This is a genomic window from Flavobacterium sp. ABG, assembly GCF_001027725.1.
In the GTDB taxonomy this organism is placed as follows: Bacteria; Bacteroidota; Bacteroidia; order Flavobacteriales; family Flavobacteriaceae; genus Flavobacterium; species Flavobacterium cupriresistens.
In genome coordinates this window covers 31,455-47,842 of record NZ_LEKS01000013.1, presented here as the reverse complement: position 1 = coordinate 47,842, position 16,388 = coordinate 31,455, and the positions used below count along the sequence as shown (strand labels likewise).

Below are 16,388 nucleotides of genomic sequence, written 5' to 3'. Positions count from 1 at the left end.
TTTTCCAATGAAAAAAATAATCGTAATCCTTATTTTAGGATTTTCAGGGCTGCTTTCAGCTCAAAACTCTGTTTCCGGAATCGTATCCAACCTTCAAAATCAACCCATACCGGGCGTTTCAGTTTATGCACCGGAATTGCACAAAGGTACCACTACTGATGCAAACGGAAAATACGAATTCACTAATCTGCCAAACGGAAGCTTACGACTTTCCTTTACTTTTGTCGGTTTTACTGCCGAGAACAAAACAATTGCCAAACTTGTAAAAGAAAACACCTTAGATGTTACACTTCAGGAATCCATTTTTGAAATGGATGAAGTGATTGTCTCTACTCCTTTTAATAAATTGCAATCACAGAACGTAATGAAAATTGAGCATGAAAGCATCAAAACATTACAGCAAAAAGGAACTTCGACTTTAATTGAAGGCTTAGCCACAATTCCGGGAGTTTCTCAAATTTCAACGGGAACTTCAATCGGAAAACCTGTAATCAGAGGACTTAGCGGTAACCGTGTTTTGGTATACTCGCAAGGAGTTCGTATCGAAAATCAACAGTTTGGCGACGAACATGGTTTAGGTTTAAATGATGCCGGAATTGAAAGCGTTGAAGTAATCAAAGGTCCTGCATCTTTATTATACGGATCGGATGCTTTGGGTGGTGTTTTGTACTTTAATCCAGAGAAATTTGCTGATGCGAATACATTCAAAGCCAATTTTAGTCAAAAATATTTCACCAATACAGAAGGAAGTAATTCCTCTATTGGATTAAAAACGTCTACAGACAACTGGAAATTTTTAGCCCGTGGAAGCTTCAACACCCATTCTGATTATAAAACTCCTGACGGAGATCGCGTAACCAATACCCGTTACAACGAAACCGATTTTAAAACCGGAATCGGATACAGCAACTCTAGTTTCTCGAGTGTTTTAAGATACAATTACAACAAATTAGACATCGGAATTCCGGAAGAAGGAATCGCAGGGCAATCTTCAAGCAAAGACACCCAGTACCCAAGACAAGGGATTTTTAATCATTTGTTCAGCTTGAACAACGTTATCTTTTTTCAGGACTCTAAATTAGATGTTGATTTAGGCTATATTTCTAACGACAGAAGCGAATTTGAGGACAGTAACAATGCTGCTTTACGAATGAAATTGAACACCTTCAATTACAATGCAAAATACCATTTTCCAAAATTTGGTAAAATCGAAGCGATACTTGGTGTACAGGGAATGCATCAGACCAATAAAAATTCGGGAGAAGAATTCTTAATTCCGGATGCCACTACCAATGATTTTGGTGTTTTTGGAACAGCGAATTACGAATGGGACAATAGTGTCATCCAGGCCGGACTGCGTTTTGACAATCGAAACATCACTTCGCAAGCACACGGAGTTGCAGATGAAGAAGGTTATTTCCAAGCCTTAGACCGCTCTTTTGACAGCTTTAATGCTTCATTAGGTTACAAAACCAAATTAGCAGAACCTTTGACGCTACGTTTAAATGTAGCTACCGGATTCAGAGCACCAAACTTAGCCGAATTAACTTCAAACGGAGTTCACGAAGGAACCAACCGATACGAGATTGGAAATGCTAATTTAAAAACAGAGCAAAACGTTCAGACTGACCTGAATTTAGAATACAAGAATACCCATTTTGAGTTTTTTATTAATGGATTTTACAACCATATAAATAACTACATCTACACTTCCCCAACAGGAGAAATCTTAGACGAAAATGATGTTTTTGCTTATGTACAGGACAATGCAAAATTATATGGTGGTGAAGTTGGCTTCCACTTTCACCCGCATCCACTGGATTGGTTGCATTTTGAAACCAGTTTTGAAACGGTAACAGGTAAAAAAGACAACAAGGATTATTTACCTTTAATTCCGGCTAACAATTGGAACAACACGCTTAGAACTGAATTTAATATTAAAAACTGGTTAAAAGAAGGATTTGCTTCTTTTAACGTTTCATCGACATTCAGTCAGGATAATGTAAGCGGTTTTGAAACGGCTTCTAAAGGATACACTTTAGTAAATTTAGGTTTTGGAGGAACTGTAAAATTAGGTAAAACCGCTTTTGATGTAAACTTGAACGGAAACAATTTATTTGACCAAAAATACATTGCACACCTTTCCAGATTAAAAACGGACGGGATTCCTAATATTGGAAGAAATATAGTTTTAGGGATTAACTTCAACTTATAATTTTTTACTTAATCACAAGAACCTCAAAAAGTAGACTTTAACGCTTTTTTTTTAGCCACGAATTTCACGAATTTTCCCAAATTACTTTTGGGGATAGTTTTTGAAGTTCGTGGCTATTCTTTTTGTCTTTTTTGCCACAGATTAAAAGGATTAAAATGATTAAAAAAAATCTGTAAAAATCTTTCCAATCTTTGGCAAAATTTTTCTTAGACCAAGCTTTTCAAAAAAAAAAATTCGAGCAAATTCGTGTAATTCGTGGCAACCCTTTTTTTAAACAATCCTTTTCTCCTAAATTTGAAATACCTAAAAAAACTAAAAAAATGAAAATTGTAAAATGGGGAATCATTGGTTGCGGAAATGTAACCGAAGTTAAAAGCGGACCTGCTTTTCAAAAAACACCAAACTCTGCTTTAGTTGCCGTGATGCGCAGAGATCCTGTACTTGCGGAAGATTATGCAAAACGTCATAATGTCCCAAAATGGTATTCCACTGCCGTTGACTTAATCAACGATCCCGAAGTCGATGCGGTTTATATTGCGACGCCTCCTTCTTCTCACAAAGAATACACTATTTTGTGTGCTAAAGCGGGAAAACCGGTTTATGTAGAAAAACCTATGGCGCTCACATTTGAAGAATGCAACGAAATGATAAACACCTGTAAAGCCCACAATGTACCCTTGTTTGTGGCTTACTACAGAAGACGTTTACCCCGATTTCTTAAAATAAAAGAACTAATTGACCAAGGAAAGATAGGAACTGTAAGACATGTAAATTGTGTTTTATACCACCCTTTCGAGCAACGTTACGATGATGAAATTAATTTACCCTGGACGGTTTTACCGCATCTCTCGGGTGGAGGAATTTTTGTGGATCTAGCTTGTCATACGCTCGATTTTCTGGATTACTTATTTGGACCAATCCAATCCGTTCGTGGTCATGCGAGTTCCCAACTTTTGGCTTATCCGGCAGAGGATACGGTTTCGATGTCCTTTTTGTTTGAAAATGGGATTCACGGTTCCGGTTTATGGAACTTTGCCAGTTTTGAACGTTATGACAATACCGAAATTGTGGGGGATAAAGGAAAAATCTCTTTCTCTACTTTTGGCAATGACCCCATTCACATTCAACTTGTAAATGGTGAGAAAGAAAGCATTACCATCGAAAACCCGCTTCACATACAACAACCTCTTATAGAAACCATAGTTGCTGAACTTCTGGGAGACGAAAAGGCATCGCCCTCTAATGGAATCTCCGCATCAAGAACCACTTGGGTGATTGATGAAGTTTTGAAGGAATTTAGAAACTTGAAGTAGAAACACAGCTTATCTTGGTTCAACTATAAAAGCAAACACCTCAACTTTAGTATCACATTGTCATTTCGACGAAGGAGAAATCACATCAGAAATTCCACATAGAAAATCGCCAATCTTTGTCGAGTTACGAGTGTGATTTCTCCTTCGTCGAAAGGACAAAAAAGCGCCAAAAATTGAAATTTCACCCCTAACAAACAAAAAGAGGATACTCAAAATTGAATATCCTCTTTTTTCTAAAAACTAAAATTGCTATAAAATTATAGGCTGTATTTAAGACCTAAAGTCAAACCTAAACCACTAATTCCAACATAAGAGCTTAATTCATCCATCGGTTTATCTTTATTAACACCATTTGGATTAGTTAAAGCATTATTAGAATTAACATCTAAACGATCTTGATAATTCGTATGAATTTGAGCTGTTGTTCTAGTTGCTAAAGCATCCTGTCCATTTTGAGTAAACTTAGTAGTTTCTTTTGTTTTTCCGTGAACAGTAAAGTTACGGTATTCTAGTTCTGCAAAAGCAGAAATATGTTTTCCTAATTTGTAAGAAGTCCCTAAAGCAGCAGTAAATCCTATTGTTGGATTTGGTTTTACCTTATCAACACTATGAACAGCAACTGTCGCTGGATTAGCAACACCAGTTGGAACAACCGCATCAGTAGTGATTTCTAAATCTCCGTGAATTGGTACCAAAACCCCAACTTTAGTATACGGTTCAAAACCATGAGATTCTCCTAAAAACATAACAAGTGCTGGAGCAACATCAAAAGCAGTAATTTGACCTACCGATTTAAAATTATAAATTGGTTTTCCTCCTGATACGAAAATAGCATCAGTCGTCGTTTGTGCCATCTTTTTATCAGTACTTGAGTAATAATTAACCCCTAACTCAACTCCCAAACGTACTGAAAAACGATATCCTGCTGTAATTCCTGTTCTAAATCCTTGTCCAAAAGAACCTGTAATACTTTCTTCAGACACTAATTTCCCTCCTGCATAAGTTCTATTTAACGCATCATTTCCTCCTACTGTTGGAAATTCTGTCGAAGCTGTTTGATTAAAGTATGACCCTCCTAATTTAAAATACCAGCTTTCCGGTTTCTCTGCTTTTTCTGTCTGCGCCATTGTGGCCATAGAGCAAACTAATAATCCTAATAGAAATAGGTTCTTTTTCATAATTTTGTTTTAATTAATTTATACAAACTTAAATTATTTTAACATAATTCACGAGTTTGCATGGTTAGACTTGGAACGAAATCGTTGTAATTTTGGGCAATATTACTAAAAAACTATTATGCATGCATAATTTTAACTAAAAAAAAATGCATTCTTTTAAATTTTAACTGTTAAAATTTAGTTCAGCTTAAAATTAATCTGCATTTTTTCTAATTCTTCTAATAGTTCTGTCGAAATCTTAACTTTTAGTCTACGGCTTGGCATTGTTAATTTGGTCACCACTTTTATTTCTTCGACCTCATTTACTTCCTGAATTTTGGTTGCTTCAATTGCATTTTCCTCACCATCGTTCTCCTCTTCAAAAACAGCGTCTTCTGTTTCTTCAAAATCTGTTGGTGTTTCTACCTCAACCAATCGCTTCACCTTTTCTAATTCCATGATTTCAAAAGTCACCGAGTTATCGCCTTTATTTTCATTAAATAAATGGCTTAATTTATGGATGAACTCGGTTTGCAAGTCTTTAATATTTAATAACAAAATCAATTTTTTGGCAAATGTCTCCAAAATATCCTGTAGCTGTCTCACCTCAACAAACTGCATCCTTGGATCCGTTTTTTTACCGGTATCTCTGTTTACCCAACCGTCTTTAATTAAGATTTTCAAATAAACGAATTGGTTGTTGTATAAGAAATGGTAGAATTTTAGGTATTCCTCTCCAAAAATTTTAAACTCAAAACTCTCATCATATCCCTCTAAGGTGAAAATCGCCCAATCCTTACCATTTTTAGCCGTTCTCCTTTGAAAATTACTAACAATACCGGCAAAGTTTAGACTCTTACCTACATAAAGTTCCATGCTTTTTAAAGCTTCTAATCGGGCATTACAGAAGTATTTCATTTCGAATCTAAAATCATCCAGTGGATGACCCGAAATATAAATTCCAACGACTTCTTTTTCTCTTGAAAGTTTCTCCATTGTACTCCAGTCTTCACAAGGAGGTACAATAGGCTCTGCGATTTGCACTTCACTCGTTTCTCCAAACAAACTCACTTGCGATGAATTTTCGTTTTCCTGAAACTTCGATCCGTAGCGTATCGCTTTTTCATAAAACGTAATTCCATCTCCGTCATCATGAAAATACTGCGCTCTTGTAGTCCCTTCAAACGAATCAAAACCACCGGCAAGAGCCAGATTTTCGATCGCTTTTTTATTGGCTGCACGCAAATCAATTCGTTTAGCCAAATCAAAAATGGACTTGTACTTCCCGTCTTTTCTGGTTTCAACAATCGTTTCTACTGCTCCGGAACCTACTCCTTTGATCGCACCCATTCCAAAACGAACAGCGTAATCATCATTTACTGTAAATTTATAGTACGACTCATTCACGTCTGGACCTAATACTGCCAATCCCATACGTTTACATTCTTCCATAAAAAAGGATACCTGTTTGATATCATTCATATTATTCGAAAGAACCGCCGCCATATATTCTGCCGGATAATGCGCTTTTAAGTACGCCGTTTGATAAGCAATCCAGGCATAACAAGTCGAGTGGGATTTGTTAAAGGCGTAACTCGCAAAAGCCTCCCAGTCTTTCCAGATTTTCTCCAAAACCTTTGCATCATGTCCTTTTTTTGCAGCTTGTTCTACAAATTTAGGCTTCATTTTATCCAGTACGTCCTTTTGTTTCTTACCCATCGCTTTACGCAAAACGTCGGCCTCACCTTTTGTAAAATCAGCCAATGATTGCGACAAAAGCATTACCTGCTCCTGGTAAACTGTAATTCCGTAAGTCTCTCCTAAATATTCTTCACAGGCATCTAAATCGTATTTAATTTCTTCTTCCCCGTTTTTTCTTCGAACGAAAGAAGGAATATATTCTAATGGTCCCGGACGATATAAAGCATTCATGGCAATTAAATCTCCAAACACCGTCGGTTTCAGTTCTTTCATGTATTTCTGCATCCCGGGCGACTCGTATTGGAAGATTCCAACGGTTTCTCCTCTCTGGAAAAGCTCATAAGTCGGAGCATCATCAATAGGAAATTCATCGGGATTCAGATCGATTCCGTTTCTGTATTTTACCAGTTTAACGGTATCTTTTATCAGGGTAAGGGTCTTCAGACCCAAGAAGTCCATTTTAAGCAATCCGGCACTTTCTGCCACCGAGTTGTCAAACTGAGTTACATATAAATCCGAATCTTTTGCGGTTGTAACCGGAACGAAATTGGTAATATCCGATGGCGTAATGATTACACCACAAGCATGGATACCTGTATTTCGCATCGATCCTTCCAGAATTTTCGCCTGCTGAATGGTTTCACCTGCCAAATCATCTTCATTGGCAATAGCGATTAATTCCTTTACATTATCAAATTCATCCGAACGAAGTGCTTTTTTAATATCGTCTTCGCTTTCAGAAATAAAACGCGCCAAATTCCATTTTGACGGCATCATTCCCGGAATCAATTTTGCAATTCTATCGGCTTCAAATAACGGTAAATCCAGTACACGAGCCGTATCACGAATCGCAGATTTAGTCGCCATTTTACCATAGGTAATAATTTGCGCTACCTGATTCTTACCATATTTATTGATTACATAATCCATAACACGACCACGACCCTCATCATCAAAATCAATATCAATATCGGGCATGGATACACGATCCGGATTCAGGAAACGCTCAAAAAGCAAATCGTACTTAATCGGGTCAATGTTGGTAATTCCTAAACAATAAGCTACTGCAGAACCCGCCGCAGATCCACGACCGGGACCTACCGAAACATCCATGTTTCTGGCTTCGGCGATAAAATCCTGACAAATCAAAAAGTAACCCGGATATCCGGAATTCGAAATCGTCAACAACTCAAAGTCCAGACGTTCCTGAATCGATTCGGTAATTTCACCATATCGCCTTTTTGCCCCCGTCATGGTAAGATGTCGCAAATATTTATTTTCACCGCGAACACCACCGTCAGCCTCGTCTTCTACCACTAAAAATTCCTCGGGAATATCAAATTTCGGAAGCAATACATCGCGATAAAGTGAGTAAATCTCCACCTTGTCGACAATTTCCTGAATGTTGATAATCGCATCAGGCAAATCAGAAAAGAGCTTTTTCATCTCTTCTTGCGACTTGTAATAGTATTCCTGATTCGGTAATCCGTAACGGTAACCTCGGCCACGACCAATTGGTGTTGCTTGTTTTTCACCGTCTTTTACACACAACAAAATATCGTGTGCATTGGCATCTTCCTTATTTAAATAGTAGGTATTGTTTGTCGCAATTAACTTGACATTGTGTTTCTGTGAAAATTCAATCAGGGTTTTGTTCACACGATTTTCATCTTCCTGATTGTGGCGCATAACTTCAAGATAAAAATCATCTCCAAATTGCTCTTTCCACCAAATTAAGGCTTCTTCGGCCTGATTTTCACCAACGTTTAGAATTTTACTCTGAATCTCTCCGTATAAATTTCCGGACAGCACCATAATGTCTTCCTTATAGTACTCGATAATTTTTCGATCGACTCTGGGAACATAATAGAATCCATCGGTAAACGCAATCGAAGACATTTTAGCCAGATTGTGATAGCCCTTTTTGTTTTTGGCCAATAATACAATCTGATTACCGTTGTCTTTTTTACTTTTATCTAAATGATTGTCGCAGACATTAAATTCACATCCGACAATTGGCTTAATTTCCATTTCTGTTGGCTCTTCACCAGCATCAACCAAAGCTTTATTTTTACCGGAAGCCGCTTTATTATGATTCATCACCGCACTTACAAAGTGGAAGGCTCCCATCATGTTTCCGGTATCTGTCATGGCAACCGCCGGCATACCATTTTTGGCCGTAGCCGCAACAATATTACCAATACCTATAGTAGATTGTAAAACCGAAAACTGTGTATGATTGTGTAAATGCGAATATTTCGCTGCTATAAAATCTTGTTGATCAGACTCCGAAACAACCGTTTCTTTTCCATCGGATTCTAAGGCTCGCAACTGCTCTCTGATTTTATCAGAAGCCGCTTTTAAATTGATGTGTTTTAGACCAATAAGTTTGATCGGCTGCGGGTTTTTATTTTGAAATTCTCCAAAATAATCCTTCGGTACATCTAATTCTTCTTTGGTAAAAACCTCTCTTCTGATTAACTCCAGGAAACAACGCGTAGTTGCCTCAACATCGGCAGTTGCGTTGTGCGCTTCCGCGAAAGGCTTATCGAAAAGATAACTGTGTAATTCTGTAAGAGTTGGTAATTTGAATTTTCCACCTCTACCTCCCGGAAGTTGTAATAAGGAGGCCGTAACTTCGGTACAGGTATCTAAAACAGGCATAGAACTCATCGGAGAGTCCACGCCCATTCTATGAAATTCAGCACCCATAATATTAACGTCAAAACCCAGATTCTGACCTACAATATATTTGGTTTTACTTAAAGCGATATTGAATTTCTCCAAAACTTCGGCAAGTGTAATTCCATCGGCTTCTGCTAATTCTGTAGAAATTCCGTGAATACGTTCTGCGTCATACGGGATATTAAATCCGTCAGGTTTTACCAGATAGTCCTGATGTTCTATCAGTTTCCCCATATCGTCATGCAACTGCCAGGCAATTTGTATACAGCGAGGCCAGTTATCAGAATCGGTTATTGGAGCATCCCAACGTTTTGGTAATCCAGTAGTTTCAGTATCGAATATTAAATACATAGGTTTAAAAGACAAAAATTAAACCTCCAAATTCAAAACTTCATCATTCATAAAACACTGATTTCATGAATCATAAAGAAGTTCAAATTAAAAAATGGAGGAAGTTCAAATTTAGTCTTTTTTAGGCTATTGACGAAATACATTTTATCAACATCAGGATTTTTCCCGACATTCTCTTTTTTGAGCAAAATCCTATCGGGATTGCTATTTTTTTCCAAAATAAAACCTGTTAATTTTTCATTAATCTCAATCCTTTTCTGCGAATCAGCCGCGTTTTGTGCTGTTATCCCCTATTAATTAAACTGAAAAGAACAAAAAACGATGAAAACAATATTCACATTAGTCCTCACAGTTCTTACGTCTCTTGGCGCTTTCGCAAACAACGACTCAAAAAACATTATTAAACCTTTCGCAATCAAAAAATAATGCACTAGAAACAATTTTAGAATCAAATTCCATAATGGCAGATGAAGCAACTTTAATCGCTATTGATTGCAGAGATGGCAACCTTTATTACATACATTGTCATTATTATTCCCCTGAAACAATAGCAGAAATACTTAAGGAGGCTTGCCGATAAAGCCACATAAGTTTTTTGTTAATTGTACTACTATTCCTCCGTAATTATACGTGATTAAAAAAAAACCTGTTAAATTTTTAATTTTTATATGGTTTTATTCTATAAATTAGCCTGCTTTATGCTGTTAAAATTTTATTAATTTAACCAAAAACCTAAAAATTATGAAAACAATATTCACATTAGCCATTACAGTTCTTATGTCTGTTGGAGTTTTCGCAAATAGCAGCTCAAAAAACATAAATCCAGAAGTAAATAAGGAAATCAACAAATCCTTTGTAATCGAAAATAAAATTGTTGAACCCGTTTTAGAATCAAACCCATTAATCCAAGTATACGATGTAACTGTTGATTGTGGTGACGGAACCGGCTGGGCATTTACTTGTGACGGATGTTCCATTGGACAAATAGTAGATTTAGCTTTAGAACTTTGTAGCTAAAATCTAAAAACAACAGCATAAAGCATTATAAAATGATACTTATGAAAAAACTACTACTCCTCACAGTATTTACAATTTACACCTACTCTTATGCTCAAAACAAAGGAATTGTGTACTATGGGCACATCGAAAGTCCGGGCAAGGGAGGTCCTAATGGCTTAGATTTTAACTCTTACCTTATTTTTGACCAAAACCAGTCCTATTATGTTAGCGCCAAAGATTCTCTGGAAAATGAATCTAATATTGAAAGTCAAAAGAAAAAAAAGGCAGAAGGGGAAATCAAACAGATTTACCTCGGGAAACATACCTTAGAACAAGGAAAACAGGTATATTACGACAGAGCCAAAGATAGTTTGTGGTGGAATAAAAAATATTCTAATGAGATTTACGGAAAAGAAAAGCGTGTAGCAATAGAATGGAAAATTGACCCTGAAACGAAAAAAATTGGAAATCTTCTTTGCAATAAAGCAACCGGGCATTTTAGAGGAAGGGATTACACCGTCTGGTTTACCAAAGAGATTCCTGTTCCGTTTGGGCCTTGGAAACTGCAGGGATTACCCGGATTAATACTCGAAGCTTATGACACCAAGAAGGAATTATACATCTATTTCAAATCACTAGAATACCCGTCGAAAAATGTATCTGTTCCGAAAATTAAGCCCATCAATCAAGGCACTCCTACCAATTGGGTCTCAATTGACGAGTATAAAATGATTTTAGAAAAGTTGATAGAAAAAAACAAAAACAAGGCTATTTTATTAGGGAAAGAACATGGTGTTACGATAAAAGCAGCTGGAATGAATGATATTAGCACCGAAATATTCTGAAATTAAATGCTAAAACTATTCTCTTTTATTTTTTTCATCCCTTTTATTGCATTTTCCCAAAATATTAAAATATCGGGAACTATAAAAGACAAACAGAACAGAAGCGTCGAAAGGGCTTCTGTTATTATTTTAGACAACTCTGGAAATATTCTATTCTATACTTTTGCTAATGAAGATGGAAACTATACTCTTCAATTAAAAAAACCAGCCAGCGGAATTGTAAGTATAGAAATTTCTTGCTTAGGCTTTGCTAAAAACACAAACGTAATTGATCTTAGCACAAAGACTGAAATAAATCACTCTGTTTCTCTGGAATCCCAACAAGAAAGTTTGAAGGAAGTCGTAATAGAATCGCACAAAAAAGTAAGAATCAATCAGGATACGACCACTATAAAGGCGAGCGCTTTTTCTAACCAAACAGAGCAAACAATAGAGGACATTTTAAAAAAATTACCCGGTATCGAAGTTCAGAAAGACGGCTCTATAAAAGCCCATGGAAAACCTATTGATAAATTACTTGTTGAAGGAGAAGATTTGTTTGATAAGAACTACACCTTACTGTCCAAAAATCTGGATGCAAAAACACTTGATGAAGTGCAAATAATAGAAGCATTTGAAGATAATCCCATTTTCAAAAAAATGAATAATTCGGATAAAGTTGCGTTGAATCTGAAGTTAAAAAAAGACAAACAAAATATCTGGTTCGGCAACATAACGGCCGGAGCAGGCATAATTTCTGAAAACCGATGGAAAGAAGGTATTAATCTCGGACTATTAAAAAAGAAAATCAAAATCTTTTACTTGGCGGACTACAACAATTCAGGCGAAAAAGCAACTTCACTTATAAAAGAATCCAGTATAAATCTTGATTTTTTTGGGACAGACCGAATCGAAAAAAAGGCAAGAAAACAGTACGTTATCAACAGTAATGAAAACAATTCTTTCAGTAAATCTCAAAGCGTCTTTAACAAAGCACTTTTTAATTCTTTAAGTTTTACCACAAAACTTAAACCTTCCTTAACCCTTCGTGGGGTTGGCTATTTTACTAATGACCATCAAATTCAGCATTCTTTTTCAGAAACAATTTACAACATAGACCCACAACCTATAATCAACTCCGAAGCCAATCACTATTCCGGCAAAAAAACACTTTCATCAGGAGAAATTGAACTTAAATATTCAGGGAATGAAGACAATTATCTCACCAACTTATTTATTTACAAGAACAATCCTGATATCATAAATTCAAATCTCTTATTTAATAGTGAGCAAATCAATCAGAATTCTAAAAACAGCAATTATACTTTTTACAATCATCTTAACCACAGTTACAGCTTATCGAATCAAACAATATTAAACAATTATTTTTATTTGGGAAGCGATTATTTGAATGAGAAAAACAGATTAAAATCTCCCTTTTTAAATGAATTTTTTAAAATAGATCCGGAAGCTCAGATTGACCAAAAGGGGGATACTAAAAACCAGTATTTTGGAATCAAAAGTAAACTGATTTCGAAGTACAAAAAACTAGAATCTGTTCTTGCTTTTCAATACGAAAAAAGCAAGGAATCAATCGTTTCAGATTTTCTTATCGAAGAAAAACAAAAGACAGACTACCTGGTAGACACAAACACAAATCAAACCATATTTTCTTTCGATGCGGGAATCCGGTACAATTTTACTTCTGAAACAGATTTTACAGCTAATCTGAAATATGTTCAAAATAATTTTGCACGCAATATTTCTCAGCAACATTTTCATTTTTTTAATCCTGTATTTTCATTTAATCTAAAAAAAACACGCTTAGGGACATTCCGGTTAAACTATTCCGAAAACAGTTCTCTGCCTGAAATCAATTATCTAAAAACAAACTATTTACTGGCAGACTACCGAACTTTCGAAAAGGGAGTTTCTGATGTTGCACTTTTAAAAAACAAAACCATTTCTTTTTTACACACCTTGTACAAAGATGAAAAGGGATTTTCTGTTAAGACCAATTTAGTCTATACAAAATTGAAGAAAACGCTTAATATCGATAACCTGATTACTCAGAATTTCAACTTCAAAAACTATATCGTTACAAACGGAGGAGAAAATTATAACGCCTCTTTTAGCTTCATTAATTACCTAAAAAAACTAAAATGGGCCACCAAGATAGCCACACAACAAACCTGGAGTAATACTCCGACAAAAGTAAACAACCAAGATTTTACAAACCTAAAAAGTTACAATAGCCAGTATTCCTTTTCAGCAACAAGTTATTATAGCTTAGTCGTAAACTTTGATTTTGGTTTCAATTACAACTACTATCAGACAAATTTCAATAATACACTTACTACCAATACAACCAAAGATGCTTTCATTAACTGTAACTATAAAATTTCAAAAGTATGGTTAGCCGAAGTCAATACGACCTATTATAAAATTAATACTCAAAATTACAGTTTTGTAAACATTATTGCCAACTACACTCCTGAAAACAGTCGCTTTTCTTATCGACTCCTGTTCAATAATGTAACCAACGAGAACGAATTTACATTGGTTACATTAGATAATTACACCTCTTATAAAGCTACTATAGATTTAGTTCCCCGGTATTTACTTGCAACAGTAAAATACCGATTTTAACCCAAATGAGAAACCATTTTTTATTCTTTGCTTTTCGCATAAACCATCAACGAAATAGCCAAATAAGGAATATCTTTAAGAATAAAAAAGTCCGTAACAGGAAAATTCTCAACCATTTTAAAAACACCCGGTGTTGTAAAAAGAAAACTCAATGTAGTTACAAAAATAACCGCCGATGCCAAACCGGAATACATCGCTACTTTTTTATTAAAAAAAGACAATGCCAACCCTATTCCCGTAACCACTTCAAATATTCCTATTACATTCGAAACCTGTTGCACTGACATTACTTTGTACATCCAGCCCATTGCAAAATGATTTTCGACTAAACCTTTTATAGCTCCTGCTTCTACGGCAGTAAACTTAAAAAGCCCAACCCAAAGCAAAATAATAACAGTTCCAAAAACACCAATTCTGTAAGCAATCTGATTTAAATTCATGATTTTATTTATTTTTATTAGAAATATCAAAATTAAGAGCCTTTTCGCGAGGCAAATGTCAGATAGTTGTCATTACACCTAAATTCGTCCTAAACAACCTTAATATCTTTTATTTCCATTCTAAAAAACAAAAATTCACTTTCTTGGATGTCGTAGTATTGGAATCAAAAAAAAACAAATAAAGTCTTTCAAAAATCTTCGTTTTGTACCTCAAAAAAGAGCTTTTATCCACGGTTTCAGAAATTCAAAAACAAAATCAAAACTATCAATAATCACTATTTTACGGCATTAAAACCTATAAAATCAGTCATTTTGCATTGAATTTAATATAAAATTGCTAATTACAAAAAACTGCACCAACTGTAAAACTAACCCTCTTTAAAAGAAATACAAAATCAATTTCCACTTCAATTTTGGAATTCAGTTTTACGGAATAAAAGCGAATCTTAATTTGTATTTTAGTTTGGGTATCGTATATAATGCAATATTGAAATTGACTACTTTATATCTTTATTTAATTTTGTTTTCCTATTATAATTACCAAAGAATTGCGGTAGTTATAAAATTACAAATAAAAAAAATAAAAAATGAGTAAGACATTATTTGACAAAGTATGGGATTCACATGTAGTACGTAAAATTGAAGATGGACCGGATGTGTTTTTTATTGACCGTCATTTCATTCACGAAGTTACGAGTCCTGTTGCTTTTTTAGGATTAAAAGCCAGAGGCGTTAAAGTTTTATATCCGGAACGTACTTTTGCAACTGCCGATCACAATACACCAACTATAAACCAACATTTACCGGTTGAAGACGCTTTATCTGCCAATCAGCTTAAAGCGCTTGAAGATAATGCCGCAGAATACGGTATTTCGCACTGGGGATTAGGACATAAAAAAAATGGAATTGTACACGTAGTAGGTCCTGAAAACGGAATTACTTTGCCCGGTGCCACTATCGTTTGCGGAGATTCGCACACCTCTACTCATGGTGCTTTTGGAGCGATTGCTTTCGGTATCGGAACTTCTGAGGTTGAAATGGTGCTTTCTACACAATGCATTATGCAGCCTAAGCCAAAGAAAATGCGTATCAACGTAAATGGCGAATTAAGCAAAGGTGTTGGTCCAAAAGATGTTGCTCTTTATATTATTGCACAATTAACTACTTCAGGTGGTACCGGATATTTTGTTGAATATGCCGGTGATGTTTTTGAAAACATGACCATGGAAGGTCGTATGACCGTTTGTAACCTAAGTATCGAAATGGGTGCTCGTGGTGGTATGATTGCTCCCGATCAAAAAACATTTGATTTCCTTGAAGGTAAACTATACGCTCCAAAAGGCGAAACCTGGGACAATGCAGTTGCTTACTGGAAAACCCTGAAAACAGATGCTGATGCTGTTTTTGATGCTGAATTAAACATCAAAGCTTCTGACATTGAACCTATGATTACTTATGGTACTAACCCGGGAATGGGAATTGGTATCTCTAAACATATTCCGAACGCCAAACAAGTGGAAGGCGGTGAGGAAACCTATAAAAAATCTCTTGCCTATATGGGCTTTCAGGAAGACGATGTTATGATTGGAAAACCAATTGACTATGTTTTCTTAGGAAGTTGCACCAATGGACGTATTGAAGATTTCAGAGCTTTTGCTGAAATTGTAAAAGGAAGAAAAAAAGCAGAAAACGTAACTGCTTGGTTAGTTCCAGGTTCTCACGTTGTAGAAGCTCAAATTAAAGAAGAAGGTATATTGGATATTTTGACAGAAGCCGGTTTTGTATTACGTCAACCGGGATGTTCTGCTTGTCTGGCTATGAATGATGACAAAGTTCCGGCCGGAAAATACGCAGTGAGTACTTCAAATAGAAATTTCGAAGGTCGTCAAGGTCCGGGTTCAAGAACACTTTTAGCAAGTCCAATTATGGCTGCCGCTGCTGCCGTTACCGGAAAACTAACAGATCCTAGAGAGTTATTTTAGATTGAAGATTTTAGATTTCACTTTGCGAATGGCATTGCTGCTTTAAAATCTAAAACCTTCAAAAAAAAATTC

At 35.8% G+C, this 16,388-nt stretch carries 9 protein-coding genes; 6 read left to right on the top strand and 3 right to left on the bottom strand.

The window, feature by feature from the left end:
* The first annotated feature begins 7 nt into the window (after positions 1-7).
* Both AB674_RS14240 and AB674_RS14235 read left to right on the top strand, forming a co-directional pair.
* Positions 8-2,215, top strand: a complete 2,208-nt coding sequence (locus AB674_RS14240) for a TonB-dependent receptor (protein ID WP_047777661.1) — start codon at positions 8-10, stop codon at positions 2,213-2,215.
* Between the two features lie 320 nt (positions 2,216-2,535).
* A complete protein-coding gene (locus AB674_RS14235; RefSeq protein WP_047777824.1) occupies positions 2,536-3,528 on the top strand; it encodes a Gfo/Idh/MocA family protein in 993 nt (330 codons plus the stop codon).
* 257 nt (positions 3,529-3,785) lie between these two features.
* Here AB674_RS14235 and AB674_RS14230 read toward each other — a convergent pair whose 3' ends face one another.
* Entirely contained in the window at positions 3,786-4,706 is a 921-nt protein-coding gene (locus tag AB674_RS14230; RefSeq protein ID WP_047777659.1) for an outer membrane beta-barrel protein, read from the bottom strand.
* A 177-nt stretch (positions 4,707-4,883) separates the two neighbouring features.
* The gene (dnaE, locus tag AB674_RS14225; RefSeq protein ID WP_047777658.1) at positions 4,884-9,422 is read right to left on the bottom strand and encodes a DNA polymerase III subunit alpha; all 4,539 of its coding nucleotides are present in this window, start codon (positions 9,420-9,422) and stop codon (positions 4,884-4,886) included.
* Between the two features lie 741 nt (positions 9,423-10,163).
* Here dnaE and AB674_RS14220 point away from each other — a divergent pair.
* Genes AB674_RS14220 through AB674_RS14210 form a run of 3 tightly spaced genes read left to right on the top strand, consistent with a single transcriptional unit; the run spans position 10,164 to position 13,894 of the window.
* The gene (locus AB674_RS14220) at positions 10,164-10,439 is read left to right on the top strand and encodes a hypothetical protein (RefSeq protein WP_047777656.1); all 276 of its coding nucleotides are present in this window, start codon (positions 10,164-10,166) and stop codon (positions 10,437-10,439) included.
* A 41-nt stretch (positions 10,440-10,480) separates the two neighbouring features.
* Entirely contained in the window at positions 10,481-11,266 is a 786-nt protein-coding gene (locus AB674_RS14215) for a GLPGLI family protein (RefSeq protein ID WP_047777655.1), read from the top strand.
* A gap of 6 nt (positions 11,267-11,272) precedes the next feature.
* Complete coding sequence (locus AB674_RS14210; protein WP_047777653.1) at positions 11,273-13,894, top strand: carboxypeptidase-like regulatory domain-containing protein; 2,622 nt, start codon at positions 11,273-11,275, stop codon at positions 13,892-13,894.
* A gap of 20 nt (positions 13,895-13,914) precedes the next feature.
* Here the strand turns inward: AB674_RS14210 and AB674_RS14205 are convergent, their stop codons facing one another.
* A complete protein-coding gene (locus tag AB674_RS14205; protein WP_047777652.1) occupies positions 13,915-14,334 on the bottom strand; it encodes a DUF417 family protein in 420 nt (139 codons plus the stop codon).
* Between the two features lie 587 nt (positions 14,335-14,921).
* Here AB674_RS14205 and leuC point away from each other — a divergent pair.
* Positions 14,922-16,316 (top strand): 3-isopropylmalate dehydratase large subunit, encoded by a 1,395-nt coding sequence (leuC, locus tag AB674_RS14200; RefSeq protein WP_047777650.1) that lies wholly within the window; start codon positions 14,922-14,924, stop codon positions 16,314-16,316.
* The last annotated feature ends 72 nt before the right edge of the window (positions 16,317-16,388 follow it).